A 13,756-nucleotide genomic window follows, 5' to 3' on the forward strand; every position below is an offset into this window, starting at 1 on the left:
TGAGCTATTGGGAAGGCCACGCATAGGAGGCCAATGTGACATTCACGCGATACGCGATATATTTTGCACCACCGGCCGAAGCTGAATGGACGAAATTCGCCACCAGTTGGCTGGGCTGGGACACGGAAACCGGCAATGATGTCGCGCATCCGTTTATCGACGGTGTGGACGTTGCGGCCGTTAGCAACGTGCCGCGCAAATACGGTCTGCACGCGACGATGAAACCGCCCTTTCGCCTGCATGACAGACAGTCGGTGGAGGCGTTGACCGAGGCCTGTGCTCAGCTTGCGCAAAAGCAGCCTCCGGTCACGCTGGACGGATTGGGGATTGCCCGCCTCGGCCGGTTTCTGGCCCTGCGCCCTTTGGGCGATGAAGCCGCGCTGAATACGCTGGCCGCCGCCTGCGTGCGTGATCTGGACAGTTTTCGGGCGCCCGCGTCCGAGGCTGAACTGGAACGCCGCCGCGCCGCTGGTCTGTCGCCCGAGCAGGACGCCAATCTGGTGCAATGGGGCTACCCCTACGTGATGGACGCCTTCCGCTTTCACATCACCCTCAGTGGCAAGCTGAGCAAACCGACGCTGGCGACAGTTCAGGACGCCCTGCAAACACGGCTTGCGCCCCTGCTGCCCGCCCCGTTCGAAATCACCGATCTGGCCCTTGTGGGCGAGGCAGAAGACGGGCGTTTTCACCTGATCCATCGCTACGCCCTTTCCGGTTGAAGCTGGGACAGGATGGCGGCAACCGTAGCCTTCAGAGGCCCTGAATTGTCAATCTGGATGACCCGCGCCAATCCCTCTGGCAAAGGTTTCGTTGCCCGCGCCAGCCGCCGCGCCTGTTCCTGCCCGCACTCACGGGCTCGCGCGGAAAGGCGCTGCGCCAGAACGTCCGAGTCGGCGGTCAGAGAGATCACGACCAGGTCGCCAAACACCTCTTGCGCCTGCAGAAGGACCGAGCGGGACAGGTTCACCAAGACCGCGTCCGACTGGTGCCGCAGATCTTCAAGTTCCTTGGGCACCCCGTAAAACAAGCCATGCGCGGGCCAGTGCAGCGCAAAGGCGCCCTCGGTCACCATCTGCTGAAAATCCTCAACCGATACCCGGTCGAAATCTTCGCCTTCTTCGCCTTCGGGGCGGGTGATCACCCGTCGGGCCCTAGCAATGCCCGGCGTGCTGGCCTCCAGCGCCTCCATCACGCTGTCCTTGCCAACGCCCGAGGGACCAACGACCGCTATGACCGGTGCAAGGCTCATGCGGCTACTCCGGACGTGAAATCCGAGACGTTGATCTCGCGGTCGCAAACCCGGTCGCGCGCGCTGACGTCATGAAAGATACCCACGATCGCAGCGCCACGCGCTTTGGCTTCTTCGATCAGCGACAGAACCGTCTCCCGGTTCTGCACATCCAACGAGGCTGTGGGTTCGTCCAGCAACATCGCCGGATAGTCGTGCGCAAAGCCCCGGGCGATGTTGACCCGCTGTTGCTCACCACCGGAAAAGGTCGTCGGGCTCAGCGACCACAGGCGTTCGGGAATGTTCAACCGCGCCAGCAAAGCCGCTGCCTTGTCCAGCCCCGCCTGCCGGTCACACCCGATGGCCAACAGAGGCTCTGCTACCACATCCAGCGTCGGCACCCGCGGCACCACGCGCAGGAACTGGCTGACATAACCAAGCGTCTCGCGGCGCAGCGCCAAAATCTCGCGCGGCTCCGCCTGCGCTACATCCAGACCACCGACCAGAACCTGCCCTGACGCAGCCAGGTAATTGCCGTAGATAACCCGCATCAGGGTGGACTTGCCTGCCCCTGACGCCCCGGTCAGCGCGATACATTCACCCGGCGCGACTGTCAGCGAGGCCCCCCGCATCACCGGGATCACCGCGCTGCCTTGATTGTGCAGAGTAAAGCTCTTGCTGACATCCTTAAGCTCAATCATCGCCATCACTCTCAAACCTGCAGAACGCTGGACACAAGCAACTGCGTATAGGCGTGTTGCGGATCGTCCAGCACCTGATCGGTCAAACCGGATTCGACCACGTGACCGTCCTTCATCACCATCAGCCGGTCCGCCAACAGACGCACCACGGCCAGATCATGCGTGACGATGATGGCGCTCAGCCCCATCTCACGCACCAGTCCGCGCAACAGGTCCAGCAGCCGCGCCTGGACCGAAACGTCCAATCCCCCGGTCGGTTCGTCCATGAATACCAGCCGAGGCCCCGTCACCAGATTGCGCGCAATCTGCAAGCGTTGCTGCATCCCGCCCGAAAACGCGGTCGGTCGGTCATCCACGCGGCTTTCATCAATCTCAACCCGGCCCAGCCAGTCAATCGCCCGATCGCGGATTTGACCGTAGTGGCGGTCGCCGACAGCCATCAGCCGCTCACCGATATTGCCACCTGCACTTACCGACATACGCAACCCGTCGCGGGCGTGCTGGTGAACAAAGGCCCAGTCAGTGCGACCCAGCATCCGCCGTTCCGGTTCAGACATCGTCACCGTATCCACCGGGCCGTCGGTACGGGTGTCAAAGACCACCTGCCCCGCGTCGGGCTCCAGATGCCCAGCAAGGCAATTCAGCAAGGTCGATTTGCCGGAACCGCTTTCGCCGACGATGCCCATCACCTCACCGGGGTAAAGATCAAAGCTGACATCCGTACAACCGATCCGCGCACCATATCGCTTTTCGATGCCATTGACCTGCAACAACGGAGTCATATTGCGCCCTCCTTGCTCAAGCGTCCTTCGTGGCCCTGCGCGCGACGAGACCGGCAGAAATCGGTGTCCGAACAGACAAACATCCGGTTGCCCGCGTCATCCATGATCACCTCGTCCAGATAGCTGTTCTCGGCGCCGCACAGGTCGCAGGGGTGGTCGGCCTTGGTGGCCTCGAACGGGTAGTCCTCGAAATCGAGGCTGACGACCTTGGTATGCGGCGGCACCGCGTAAATTCGCTGTTCCCGTCCGGCCCCGAACAGTTGAATCGCGTCCATCTCAAGCTTGGGGTTGTCGAATTTCGGGATCGGAGACGGGTCCATCACGTACCGGCCCGACACTTTCACCGGATAGGCATATGACGTCGAAATCGCGCCGTGCTGGCTGATGTCTTCGTACAGCTTCACATGCATCAGGCCGTATTCCTCAAGGCTATGCATCTTGCGCGTCTCAGTTTCGCGCGGCTCAAGAAACCGCAGAGGTTCGGGGATCGGCACCTGATAAACAAGGATCTGATCTTCGGTCAGCGTCGCCTCGGGGATGCGGTGGCGGGTCTGGATAACCGTGGCTTTTTCAGTTTCCTCGGTGGTTTCAACGCCAGCGGTGTTCTCAAAAAACTTACGAATTGAAACGGCGTTGGTGGTGTCATCTGCGCCCTGATCGATCACTTTCAGAGTGTCGTCCGGCGTCAAAGTTGCGGCCGAGACCTGCACACCACCAGTGCCCCACCCGTAGGGCATCGGCATTTCGCGACTGGCGAACGGCACCTGATATCCGGGCACGGCCAACCCCTTCAGGATGGCCCTGCGGATCATTCGCTTGGTTTGCTCGTCCAAATATGCGAAATTATATTCATTCATTTTGGTATCACTTTGTTTTTTCTGGTGTTGTTGTGGGCATATTCCTGAGTTGTTTGTTCGTAATATCTCTTATGATCTATATCGTGTGGCGACGGGTTCACTCGCGACGGCGGCAGAGCGCCATGCGTCGCGATACGACAGGCCATTGGAGTGCGATTGAGCCTTCGCAAGAAAATTTTGTTTCCAAGGAAAGGCCAATCCAAGAGCCGAGTAGGCAAAATTCCGCCTACAGAAACAAAGGAGCGCATTAGCGTCATTCTGCAGCCTCTTTCAATGTGGTCCGTTCCTCAGCTTCGCGGCGCAGCTTGCGGACCAGTTCCAATTCGGACTGGAAATCGACGTAATGCGGTAGCTTAATATGTTCGAGGAAGCCGGTGGCCTGAATGTTGTCTGCATGACTCAGGACAAATTCTTCGTCCTGCGCGGGGGCGCCCAGATTGTCCTCGCCCAATTCCTCCCAACGCAGCGCGCGATCGACCAAGGCCATGGCAATGGACTTGCGTTCAGATTGGCCGAAGACCAGCCCATAGCCCCGCGTGAACCGAGGCGGTTCAGTCTTTGAGCCCTTGAACTGGTTGACGGTTTCGCATTCGGTCAGTTCGACCTCACCGATCTCGATGGCAAAGCCCAGTTCGGGGATCTCCATCTCGACCGCGACTTTGCCAATGCGCAATTCGCCAACAAATGCGTGGTTCCGGGCGTAACCGCGCTGGGTCGAATAGGCCATGCCCAGCACGAACCCCTCATCCCCCCGGGTCAGCGATTGCAAACGCAGGGGGCGTTTGGCCGGGAACTCCATCGGTTCACGGGTCAGGTCGCCGGGGGTGGTATCGCTGAAAGGTTCGTCCTGAATGATGTCCTCACCTTTGAGGAACTCGGTGATATGCGGCGTTGGCTCCATGCGCGGCTGTGCTTCGGGGGCCGCCGGAACCTCGCCCTCGGCAGCCAGTTTGAAATCCAGCAGGCGGTGGGTGTAGTCGAAGGTCGGACCCAGCACCTGCCCGCCCGGCGCATCCTTGAACGTGGCCGAGATGCGGCGGTCACAGGTCATCTCACTGGTCGCCACCGGGCTGGAATAGCCAAACCGGGGCAGCGTCGTGCGGTAGGCGCGGATCAGAAAGATCGCCTCGATCAGATCGCCACGCGCCTGCTTGATTGCCAGCGCTGCCAAGTCCGGGTCGTATAACGAGCCCTCGGCCATCACCCGGTTCACCGCAAGCGACAGCTGATCGCGGATTTGGTCGATGCTCAACTCGGCAATATCAGTCGATCCGCGGCGTTCCTCAGCCAACCAGGCATGAGCGTTTTCGATGGCCTTTTCACCACCTTTGACGGCTACGTACATGGTCTAACCCTCCGCATTGATCTGCGTGCTGCGCGGCAGGGCTGCCAGCTTGTCACCGCATGTGAAGAAAAAATCGCAGCCCAGAGGGTAGAGCGCCGCGTTCGCCTGAAGCGCAGGCACGTCCGGCAGCGACAGATGCGCAATGCCTTTGATCCCCGGGCCGGTTAATGCCGCTCCCGCTTGCTGCAGGTCGTCGCATTCGACAATCAGAGTGGCCGATCGGTCAGGATACTCTGGTGTTCCGATGCAATATTGGGCCACCGGCCCAAGGGCCTGCCATGTCCCAAGGGCAAAGTCCGCCTCCGACGCCTCCGCAATTGGCGCGCCCGTGTGGAAGGTCAGCCACTGGCGCACAGCATCCGTGTCCAAACTGCCCGCCAGATGCACGCGCGTATCCGCGTCACACAAAGTCAGCAGCAAAGTCCCCGCTGCGACAGACAAGGGCGCAGGTGGCTGGGTGCTCGAGATCAAGCGGATGACACCCGGCCGCGCCATGACTGTCATTGCAGCACGGAAGGCATAGGCTGCATCGATCGGCGCGTTTTTGAACCCGCCCGAGAATTGGGTTTGCGCGGTCATCAATCCTCTCCCCTTACCAACGTAAAGAACTCAACCTTCGTCGCCGCCGCTTTTGCGGCCCGGTCTGTACTGGCGGTCTGCATCTGCTGGCTGAGAGGTAAGAACACCCGGGCGCGAATGTCTCCGGCTGCGTCGGTCTGCATCAGCGCATCGATCAGCGCCGCGGCCTCAGCCTTGCGCTTTGACCGGCCCTGTACATAGCCATGCCCGACCGTTCCGTCCGTCAGCACCAGCGAACAGCGCGTTACGGTCATTTCACCAAGATTGAACGGCGCGCCGGTACCGCCTGACCGCCCGCGCACCATCACACCCCCAACCTCGGGGCTGCGGAGCCAGTCAAAGCTCGGGGGGGCGCCAATTTCGCCCCACAACTCCATCAACGCCCCCTCCGGGGCACGGGCCAGTAGGCCCATCCATTCCTTGCGCTCGGCGATAGCTATGTTCTGTTGATCCGCCATCGAAACCTCTTGGCCGGGTTGTCTATGTGAACTATACAACTAGACAAATATTACACTCCGGAAGTGAGTCTCGCAATCCGCAACACTGTGAAAGTTTGGTGACATGAGCAAAACACCGGTCTGGAAAAGCATCGCGCTAAGCCTGACCTCGGACATCGCCGAGGGTCGTTATAACACCGGAGACCGCCTGCCGACCGAGGCGCAACTGGCCGCACAACACGGGGTTAACCGGCACACAGTACGGCGCGCGTTGGCAGATATGGCAGAACAAGGGTTGGTGCATCCAAGACGCGGCGCGGGTGTGTTTGTGGCCGCACGCCCGACCGATTATCCGATTGGAAAACGGGTCAGATACCACAAAAGCATCTCGGCCAGCGGCAAGATACCGGGTAAGATGATCCTCTCGCTGACAACACGTGTGGCGGACGATGCCGAGGCCGAGGCGCTGGACCTGGCCCGGGGCGACAAGGTGCATGTCTATGACGGGTTGTCACTGGCCGATGGTCAACCCATCGGTCTGTTTCAGAGCGTCTTTCCGGCAGACCGCCTGCCTGACATTCTGGCAGCTCTGCAAGACACGCAATCCGTGACCAAAGCGCTGCAACGCTGCGGCGTCGCGGATTACACCCGCGTTTCCACCCGCCTGACTGCGCGGGCTGCAACTGCAACCCAGGCTCTGCACCTGCAATTGCCCGAAGGTGCGCCGGTGCTGTTTTCAGCCGGGGTGAACGCTGACCTGTCTGGTGCGCCGGTCGAGTACGGGCGCACCGTTTTTGCCGGGGAGCGGGTGACGCTGACATTGAACGACGACTAAGGCGGCAAGGACCTCCCGCCCATCTTCGACCTCCTTGCGGAGGCTTCATCCCGTTGGGCGCAGCCGATGCTCCTGCGGGTGCGGGAGCATTTCCATTCGCTGGTTCGGCAGACTTATTCGTGTTTTTCGAGAAAGGCTTCGGCGCCAAGCGATCGGAAGTCCGACAATGCGGCGCGCAGGCGTGTGTTGTCCCAGTCCCACCAGGCCAAAGCCAACATCCGCTCAGTAATATCTTCGGGAAACCGGCGGCGGATTGGTTTGGCTGTCACACCGCCGACAATAGTGTAGGGATCGACATCTTTGGTCACCACAGCCCCCGAAGCCACCACCGCACCATGACCAATCGTCACCTCCGGCTTGATGATCGCCGCGTGGCCGATCCATGTGTCATGGCCGATCACGGCTTTGCGACTAGCACGATAGGCGAACCAGTCGTGATCGTCCTCAATGTCGTCCCAATAGTCAGCAGACCGGTACAGGAAATGGTGCTGAGAAGCCTTTTCCATCGGGTGGTCCGTTGCTCCGATCCGCGTGAAACTGGCTATGTTGGCGAACTTGCCGATCTCAGCATTGGCGACATCGCAGGTTCGGTCGCAATAGGAGTAATCCCCCCAGACCGAGTTCGCGACGCGACTGCCTGCGCCGATCTCGACATATTCCCCAAAACTGCTGTTCGTGATCTGGCAATCGGGATGAATGAAAGGCTCGTCCGGGCGCAGGCGTGGCATTGTCTTTCGTCCTTGGTCTTTACGGCTGCGGTTGTGCTTTCGCGACGCGCGGCTTGCGCTTTTTGTCCGTCTCACCCTGGATCAGGCGCCGCCGCAGCCAGCCCGAGAACCAGTCCATCAGCATGACCATTAGAATGATCAGGACGATGTAATAGGCCACCTCTTCCCAATCCTTCTGGGTGATAATCGCCTGTGTCAGCAGCAATCCGATACCGCCGCCAGTGATCGCACCGATCACAGTGGCGCTGCGGGTGTTTGATTCTAGGAAATAGAGCAACTGGCTCAGCAGCACCGGCGTCACCTGCGGGATCACACCAAACCGATAGCGTTGCGGCGCGTTGGCCCCGGTGGATTGCACGCCCTCGATCTGCTTGTTGTCCACGTTCTCCAGCGCTTCCGAGAAGATCTTGCCGAAGGTTCCAGTATCAGTCACTAGAATGGCCAGCGCGCCGGTCAGGGGGCCGGGACCAAAGGCGCGGGCCAGAACCACGGTCCAGATCAACGCATCCACGCCACGAACGAAATCGAACACGCGGCGAGTGGCAAAGCGCACGGTTTTCACAGGGTTAAAGTTGCGCGTCGCCAGAAAGGCCAACGGCAGGGCGAACATGGCCGCACCCAAAGTGCCCAGAAACGCCATCAGGATGGTTTCAAAAATCGCCCAGGCCACGTCCTGATGCCGCCACATCTTGTTGGTCCAGAAATCGTTCAGGATCGCACCGGCCTCACCGTTCACGGCCCGTCCGGCCAGTTCGGGGAAAGACTTGCCATAGTACGGGCTGTCGAGCGTGAACCAGAACAGTTCCCACCCGGTGAAATAGCGGAACACCTCGGACCGGTTGCGAGTTACAGTCAGACGCCCCGCATCTGTGAACACGGTCAAGCGGTTCTTGGATACACTGATCCATTCTGGCACATCGCCTGCAGGCAATTCCGCCTGTACCCCGGCCGAACGGGTCGGCGTTGCCCGGACGATGCCATAGCCGGGAATGTCATATTCCACCGTTTCGGGACCAAAGCGCACGACATGGCCGTCTTCCAGATCGATCACCGTAGTCTCGCCCAGCGTGACCCAGTCCGGGGCCTGACCTTCGGGGTAGGTACCCTTGCGCTCGCCCTCGATGGCGGCAGACACTTCGCCCGAGCGGTTGTCTCTCTCGATATGGGTTTTGTAGCTGTAGCTGTCCGCCACCAGCGTCTTGCCGTTTTGCCAGTTCGCCTGCGCCGCCAGCCCCGACACGTCGAAGGCAAAGAACACATAGACCAGATAGGTCAGAACCAGCGCAGGCAGGCCGAAATTCACCAACCTTTTGCGACTGAAAATGCGATCCGCCTCGGCCTTTAGCTCATCAACGGTCAGGTTGGTTGCAAAGGTGCTCATGCCGTGGCTCCTTTTTCTGACCCGTGGGCCAGACGGTCGCGCAGATATCCGGAAATTTGATCCACTACGACGATTGTGACGAAAAGAAGGATGAAAATGGCCGCCGCCTCATCATAGCGCCCCTGCCCCCAGGACATCGCGTTTCGCAGCTCGTACCCCAGACCACCTGCGCCGACGAAACCCAGGATGGCCGAGGCGCGGATGTTGATCTCGAACCGCAGGAGGGCATAGCTGACGTAATTCGGCCCAACCTGCGGGATCACGCCCAGATACATGCGCTGTGACCAATTGGCGCCGACCGATTGCAGCCCCTCGACCGGTTTAAGCGGGGCGTTTTCGTTCACTTCGGAGAACAGTTTACCCAGCGCGCCCGCCGTGTGAATGGCGATGGCGATCATCGCGGGCACCGGGCCGCCGCCCAGAACAAAGATCAAAACCAGCGCGATTACAATCTCGGGGATGGCCCGGAAGATGTCCGAGATGCGCCGGAACAGCGGGATCAGCGACGGCCAATAGGCCATGCCCCGCGTCGCCATAAGCGCCAGAAACGTGCCCACGATGGTGCCAATCAGGGTCGATGCCGCAGCGATGTTCAACGTCTCAACTAGCGCCGGGAAGAACTCGACCAGATTGGCGGGCATCGCGGCGATCTTTTCCCAAGCCTCCGACAGAACCTCGGCCGGATAGTCCAGAATCCGGTGCCAGCCGTCGATGAAGCTGCCCGCGTTGCGGTCATCGGCCGTACGGAACCCCGCAGCCATCAAGGCCACGAACAGGATCAGGAGGATACCACCATAGACCCGTTTGCGTCGCGCCATCGCGGTGTATTCGTCGCGGATCTGATCGACGGTCGGGGACCCAGCAGTCAGGTCTGTCATGGAATGCTCCTGAGTGGAAAAACGGGGCCCGGTTTTTCACCGGACCCCGATCATTGGATATGCAGGCTTAGTTGGACTTCAGCTTGCGTGCTTCGATGATGACTTCGTAGGCGTCATGAGTGATGGGATCAAAGCTCTTGGCTTCGCCCGCGGCCACGCCGTAGAAGCAATCCTGGTCTTTCTCGCTTAGAGTGTCCCACAGCTCGGTCACTTTGGCTTTGACGTCTTCAGGCAGTGCCTTGCGGACTACAACCGGGCCTTCAGGGATCGGTTTGGATTTCCAGATTTCGACCATGTCGTTCATGTCGACGAGACCTGCATCCACGGCGCGGCGCAGGGCACCCGACTGGTAGCCGTCTTCCCATTCACCCAGACCGTCGGCCCAGGTCACACCACCATCAACGTCGCCGTTGTTGACTGCAACGATGGTCTGCTCGTGACCGCCGGTGAACTTTACTTCACCGAAGTAGTCGCCCGATTCCATGGTCGCGCCGGTAGCGGCAGGGATTTCGATCGAAGGGATCAGGTAACCCGAGGTCGAGTTCGGGTCACCGAAACCAAAGGTCTTGCCCTTCATGTCTTCCAGCGAGGTGATGCCGCTGTCCTTGCGGGCAAAACCAACCGAGTAATAGCCATAACCGCCATCGGTGTTCACCTTGACCAGAACCGGTTCAACGGCTTCGGGGTCAGACAGATAGGTTTTCGCGTAACCCGACGCACCCAGCCAGGCCACGTCGATGGTGCCGCCCAGCAGGCCCTGGATCACACCGTTATAGTCGGCAGGTGCGAACAGTTTGGTTTCAACGCCCAGCAGTTCTTCGGTATAAACACGCAGACATTCGTTGTTGTTCAAACGGTCCTGAGCGTTCTCACCGCCCAGAATGCCGATGCGGAATTCGCTGATTTCTTGGGCCATGGCAGGTGCGGCCAGTGCAGTGGTCGCCGCCAGCGCAGCAATCAGGTTTTTCATCTGTCTTTCTCCAGGTTGATGTGCCGGCCTTTCATCGGGCCGGTCGATGAAAGAGGTGGTCGGCTCAGATGGTGGCTTCTGCTTCCATCAGGGCTTTCTGTGTGGCGTCCAGCGTTTCGATCTCGGTCGAGGTCGCCTCTTCCGAGAAGCTGGCATCGGCACCATAGATTTCGCGGGCAACGCCGGTGGTCAGTTGTTCGGGCAACCCGTCAAAAACGATGCGCCCGTCGCGCATACCAACAACGCGGTCACAATAACGGCGCGCGGTGTCCAGTGTGTGCAGGTTGGCGATGACAGTGCGGCCATCCTCTTCATGGATGCGGCGCAGCGCCTGCATCACCACCTGCGCGTTCATCGGGTCCAGCGAGGCGATGGGTTCGTCCGCCAGAATGATTCTGGGGTCCTGCATCAGGGCGCGCGCGATGGCGACCCGCTGCTGCTGACCGCCCGACAGGGCTTCGGCCCGCTTGGGGGCATGCTCAGCAATGCCTAGACGGTCCAGAATGTCGATGGCGCGGTGAATCTCGTCCATCGGGAACAGGTTGAACATGGTCGCCAGCGTCGAGTGACGGTTCAGTGTGCCGTGCAGCACGTTCGAGACCACATCCAGACGCGGCACCAGATTGAACTGCTGAAAGATCATCGCGCACTCGGCCTGCCAGGCGCGCTTGTCGCGGCCCTTCAACTGGGTCACGTCACGGCCTTCGAACAAGATTTGGCCGTCGCTTGAATCCGTCAGGCGGTTGATCATCCGCAACAGGGTGGATTTACCGGCACCCGACCGACCGATGATGCCGATCATGCAGGGCTTGTCCACATCCAGCGTCGCCGCGTCCACGGCCACATTGTCGCCGAAGCGTTTGGTCAGTTTCTCAATCCGCAGCACGTGCCACCCCCAATTCGTGTTGGCGGTCAGGTACAGATGCTGCTCAACGGCTTTGTGTCAGTGGAGTGAAAGTTTTGTAACACCCGCCAGCTTCGCAGGGGCTACACTTTGCAGCTGGCCGCAGGTATACGCGGGCCGACTCTTCAGCTGACACGAGGCCGCCATGAGCTTTGACCGCACCATCAAGATCGCCCCGTCGATCCTGTCCGCCGATTTCGCCAATTTCGGGCAAGAGATTCAAGCCATCGAGGCCCAGGGCGCCGATTGGGTCCATGTCGATGTAATGGACGGCCATTTCGTCCCGAACCTGACCTTCGGCCCGCCCGCCGTCAAAGCGTTCCGCCCGCATGTGAAAACGGTGATGGACGTGCATCTGATGATCACGCCTGTCGATCCCTACATTCAGGCCTATGCCGATGCAGGCGCCGATATCCTGACCGCCCATGTCGAGGCCGGGCCGCACACCCATCGCACCCTGCAAGCCATCCGCGCTGCTGGCATGAAGGCCGGTGTCGCGCTGAACCCCGGCACCCCGGCCGAGGCAGTTGAGCACCTGCTGGACCTGACCGATCTGGTTTGCGTCATGACCGTCAACCCCGGTTTCGGCGGTCAGAAATTCATCGACATGACAGGCAAAGTCCGCAAGCTGCGCCAAATGATCGGCGACCGCCCGGTGCATATCGAGATCGACGGCGGGGTCGACCCCACGACTGCGCCTCTGGTAGCTGCGGCCGGTGCCGACGTTCTGGTCGCAGGGTCCGCGGTTTTCAAAGGCGGGTCGGTGTCCAATCCCGAAGTCTACGGCGAAAACATCCGCGCGGTTCGCGCAGCTGCTGAAAGCGCGCTCTAAGCTATCTGCACGCGCGCCGTTTGCAGAAAGCGCGAAATTTCAAGCCCGAGGCTGGCTTCAATGGAAATCGCCAAATCTGGTTGTTTCCGAAGTTCAGCGCTCAGCTCGGGCATCTCCCAGTCTATAATACGTGACGGCCCAAGCGCCGTCACGGTCACCGGCGCCTTAAAATCCTGATTTTTGCTCAGAAAAGCCGTGCCGCCGAGGAAACGCCCCTCTCCCAGCGTATCCACGCGATTGCCGTTCATTTCGACGCCTACTTCACCGTCCACGATCAGCGACAGCCGTGGAACGGGATCGCCCTGCGTCAAAAGCAGTGTCCCGGCCGGAACAGTTTTCCAGACACCGGACTTAAGCAGATTATACGCATCACGTTCACTGAAATTGCGTAGCGCGGTTTCGTACAGATGCCGTTCGGTATCGGTAAATGGCACCGGGCGACGTTCCAACAACAGACGTATGATCCAAAAGATGTTGATGCCCGTGAAAAACAGATTCCACCCGATAGGCGCCCAAAGCGGCGTGCTTTGCAGATAGTAGTAGGGCAACAGGATCAGCGCCCCGATCACCGTCAGTACCCGCAGCCAGAAAATGTCTCGGACCGAGTACGAAATCAGGTAAAAGACATTCGCCGCATTCACCAACAGGTCCAAACCCACCATGCCTTGCCTCATCAGCTGTGCGCGCAAGATCCTGCAGCGCGTTTTTTAAAGGAGCATGGTGAGTTTAGCCGTGCCGTCGCCCGGCATGGAAGATTTCTGTGCAGTTACCCGGCCGGGTGCTGAAGACCGGCAAGAGCGGTGACCTATTTGGAAGACAACCGAAGCTGGGGCGCTTGCTTTTTCGGATGGCCCGAATAGCAGGCCGTCAGCTTGACCTTTTTACTGGGTTGCGATCCACCCGCGCGGCCTTCGATCCCCTCATCACCGAGGATCGCTGCCTGCATGTCGTCCAGATCTTTGCTGTGCAGGATGCGTGTGCCGTTTTGTACGAACTGAAGTCCAAACATGGTGTTCCCCATCTTCTGACCCCTTGGCGTATCGACCCGCGTAAGGTGCGGGCTTTTGATGCGTTCAAGCGGATATGATTGCGACATGAGGACAAATGGAGTGGCTTAGACCCAGCGCCGTTTGCCTCAAGGCTCACATGGGGTCGCTTCTTTAGCGAAAGATGAAGGCAGGATTAATCCGGAGGGTTGCGCGCACAGAAAAAGGGCGCCCCGAGGGACGCCCTTTCTTTGGGTGTTCGCTAGCGCGCCTTACTCGATGATTTTCGAGACAACGCCGGCGCCGACGGTGC

At 60.0% G+C, this 13,756-nt stretch carries 17 protein-coding genes; 3 read left to right on the forward strand and 14 right to left on the reverse strand.

Going from position 1 to position 13,756, the window contains the following annotated elements; translation table 11 throughout:
* Positions 1-35 precede the first annotated feature (35 nt).
* A complete protein-coding gene (locus ACR0ER_RS06715; RefSeq protein WP_480768244.1) occupies positions 36-719 on the forward strand; it encodes a DUF1045 domain-containing protein in 684 nt (227 codons plus the stop codon).
* Here ACR0ER_RS06715 and phnN read toward each other — a convergent pair.
* The 7 genes from phnN to phnG all read right to left on the reverse strand — a co-directional run bounded on the left by phnN (position 701) and on the right by phnG (position 5,950).
* Positions 701-1,249 (reverse strand): phosphonate metabolism protein/1,5-bisphosphokinase (PRPP-forming) PhnN, encoded by a 549-nt coding sequence (phnN, locus tag ACR0ER_RS06720; protein WP_480768245.1) that lies wholly within the window; start codon positions 1,247-1,249, stop codon positions 701-703. The two genes, ACR0ER_RS06715 and phnN, sit on opposite strands and share 19 nt — an antisense overlap.
* Entirely contained in the window at positions 1,246-1,929 is a 684-nt protein-coding gene (phnL, locus tag ACR0ER_RS06725) for a phosphonate C-P lyase system protein PhnL (RefSeq protein WP_480768267.1), read from the reverse strand. Before phnL ends, phnN begins: the two co-directional genes overlap by 4 nt.
* 11 nt (positions 1,930-1,940) lie before the next feature.
* A complete protein-coding gene (phnK, locus tag ACR0ER_RS06730) occupies positions 1,941-2,711 on the reverse strand; it encodes a phosphonate C-P lyase system protein PhnK (protein WP_480768246.1) in 771 nt (256 codons plus the stop codon).
* Entirely contained in the window at positions 2,708-3,568 is an 861-nt protein-coding gene (locus tag ACR0ER_RS06735) for an alpha-D-ribose 1-methylphosphonate 5-phosphate C-P-lyase PhnJ (RefSeq protein WP_480768247.1), read from the reverse strand. The genes phnK and ACR0ER_RS06735 overlap by 4 nt, the downstream gene beginning before the upstream one ends.
* 253 nt (positions 3,569-3,821) lie before the next feature.
* Positions 3,822-4,913, reverse strand: a complete 1,092-nt coding sequence (locus ACR0ER_RS06740; RefSeq protein WP_480768248.1) for a carbon-phosphorus lyase complex subunit — start codon at positions 4,911-4,913, stop codon at positions 3,822-3,824.
* 3 nt (positions 4,914-4,916) lie between these two features.
* Positions 4,917-5,492 carry a phosphonate C-P lyase system protein PhnH gene (phnH, locus tag ACR0ER_RS06745; protein WP_480768249.1) on the reverse strand — a complete coding sequence of 192 codons (576 nt, stop codon included), beginning with the start codon at positions 5,490-5,492 and terminating at the stop codon, positions 4,917-4,919.
* A complete protein-coding gene (phnG, locus tag ACR0ER_RS06750) occupies positions 5,492-5,950 on the reverse strand; it encodes a phosphonate C-P lyase system protein PhnG (RefSeq protein WP_480768250.1) in 459 nt (152 codons plus the stop codon). The genes phnH and phnG overlap by 1 nt, the downstream gene beginning before the upstream one ends.
* 103 nt (positions 5,951-6,053) lie before the next feature.
* Between phnG and phnF the strand changes: the two genes are divergently transcribed.
* Positions 6,054-6,764: a phosphonate metabolism transcriptional regulator PhnF gene (gene phnF / locus ACR0ER_RS06755; protein ID WP_480768251.1), complete on the forward strand. Its 711-nt coding sequence runs from the start codon at positions 6,054-6,056 to the stop codon at positions 6,762-6,764.
* Positions 6,765-6,877: 113 nt separating this feature from the next.
* Here the strand turns inward: phnF and ACR0ER_RS06760 are convergent, their stop codons facing one another.
* From ACR0ER_RS06760 to phnC, 5 genes are all read right to left on the reverse strand, one after another.
* Positions 6,878-7,492 carry an LbetaH domain-containing protein gene (locus ACR0ER_RS06760; RefSeq protein WP_480768252.1) on the reverse strand — a complete coding sequence of 205 codons (615 nt, stop codon included), beginning with the start codon at positions 7,490-7,492 and terminating at the stop codon, positions 6,878-6,880.
* A 19-nt stretch (positions 7,493-7,511) separates the two neighbouring features.
* Complete coding sequence (phnE, locus tag ACR0ER_RS06765; protein WP_480768253.1) at positions 7,512-8,873, reverse strand: phosphonate ABC transporter, permease protein PhnE; 1,362 nt, start codon at positions 8,871-8,873, stop codon at positions 7,512-7,514.
* Positions 8,870-9,751 carry a phosphonate ABC transporter, permease protein PhnE gene (gene phnE / locus ACR0ER_RS06770; protein WP_480768254.1) on the reverse strand — a complete coding sequence of 294 codons (882 nt, stop codon included), beginning with the start codon at positions 9,749-9,751 and terminating at the stop codon, positions 8,870-8,872. Before phnE (ACR0ER_RS06770) ends, phnE (ACR0ER_RS06765) begins: the two co-directional genes overlap by 4 nt.
* 67 nt (positions 9,752-9,818) lie before the next feature.
* Positions 9,819-10,721, reverse strand: a complete 903-nt coding sequence (gene phnD / locus ACR0ER_RS06775; RefSeq protein WP_480768255.1) for a phosphonate ABC transporter substrate-binding protein — start codon at positions 10,719-10,721, stop codon at positions 9,819-9,821.
* A gap of 64 nt (positions 10,722-10,785) precedes the next feature.
* Positions 10,786-11,607, reverse strand: coding sequence for a phosphonate ABC transporter ATP-binding protein (phnC, locus tag ACR0ER_RS06780; RefSeq protein WP_480768256.1), 822 nt, complete (start codon positions 11,605-11,607; stop codon positions 10,786-10,788).
* A 163-nt stretch (positions 11,608-11,770) separates the two neighbouring features.
* Between phnC and rpe the strand changes: the two genes are divergently transcribed.
* Positions 11,771-12,457 (forward strand): ribulose-phosphate 3-epimerase, encoded by a 687-nt coding sequence (rpe, locus tag ACR0ER_RS06785; protein WP_480768257.1) that lies wholly within the window; start codon positions 11,771-11,773, stop codon positions 12,455-12,457.
* Here rpe and ACR0ER_RS06790 read toward each other — a convergent pair.
* Complete coding sequence (locus ACR0ER_RS06790; RefSeq protein WP_480768258.1) at positions 12,454-13,119, reverse strand: Crp/Fnr family transcriptional regulator; 666 nt, start codon at positions 13,117-13,119, stop codon at positions 12,454-12,456. The genes rpe and ACR0ER_RS06790 overlap by 4 nt on opposite strands.
* A 143-nt stretch (positions 13,120-13,262) precedes the next feature.
* Positions 13,263-13,466, reverse strand: coding sequence for a hypothetical protein (locus tag ACR0ER_RS06795; protein ID WP_480768259.1), 204 nt, complete (start codon positions 13,464-13,466; stop codon positions 13,263-13,265).
* Positions 13,467-13,756: the final 290 nt, after the last annotated feature.

The sequence above is a fragment of the Ruegeria sp. CH8 genome, assembly GCF_056536985.1.

Bases quoted from the DNA above. Each gene is read 5' to 3' on its own strand.
- phnN (WP_480768245.1), bottom strand. From the start codon at position 1,249: ATGAGCCTTGCACCGGTCATAGCGGTCGTTGGTCCCTCGGGCGTTGGC.
- phnL (WP_480768267.1), bottom strand. From the start codon at position 1,929: ATGATTGAGCTTAAGGATGTCAGCAAGAGCTTTACTCTGCACAATCAA.
- phnK (WP_480768246.1), bottom strand. From the start codon at position 2,711: ATGACTCCGTTGTTGCAGGTCAATGGCATCGAAAAGCGATATGGTGCG.
- ACR0ER_RS06735 (WP_480768247.1), bottom strand. From the start codon at position 3,568: ATGAATGAATATAATTTCGCATATTTGGACGAGCAAACCAAGCGAATG.
- ACR0ER_RS06740 (WP_480768248.1), bottom strand. From the start codon at position 4,913: ATGTACGTAGCCGTCAAAGGTGGTGAAAAGGCCATCGAAAACGCTCAT.
- phnH (WP_480768249.1), bottom strand. From the start codon at position 5,492: ATGACCGCGCAAACCCAATTCTCGGGCGGGTTCAAAAACGCGCCGATC.
- phnG (WP_480768250.1), bottom strand. From the start codon at position 5,950: ATGGCGGATCAACAGAACATAGCTATCGCCGAGCGCAAGGAATGGATG.
- phnF (WP_480768251.1), top strand. From the start codon at position 6,054: ATGAGCAAAACACCGGTCTGGAAAAGCATCGCGCTAAGCCTGACCTCG.
- ACR0ER_RS06760 (WP_480768252.1), bottom strand. From the start codon at position 7,492: ATGCCACGCCTGCGCCCGGACGAGCCTTTCATTCATCCCGATTGCCAG.
- phnE (WP_480768253.1), bottom strand. From the start codon at position 8,873: ATGAGCACCTTTGCAACCAACCTGACCGTTGATGAGCTAAAGGCCGAG.
- phnE (WP_480768254.1), bottom strand. From the start codon at position 9,751: ATGACAGACCTGACTGCTGGGTCCCCGACCGTCGATCAGATCCGCGAC.
- phnD (WP_480768255.1), bottom strand. From the start codon at position 10,721: ATGAAAAACCTGATTGCTGCGCTGGCGGCGACCACTGCACTGGCCGCA.
- rpe (WP_480768257.1), top strand. From the start codon at position 11,771: ATGAGCTTTGACCGCACCATCAAGATCGCCCCGTCGATCCTGTCCGCC.
- ACR0ER_RS06790 (WP_480768258.1), bottom strand. From the start codon at position 13,119: ATGGTGGGTTTGGACCTGTTGGTGAATGCGGCGAATGTCTTTTACCTG.
- ACR0ER_RS06795 (WP_480768259.1), bottom strand. From the start codon at position 13,466: ATGTTTGGACTTCAGTTCGTACAAAACGGCACACGCATCCTGCACAGC.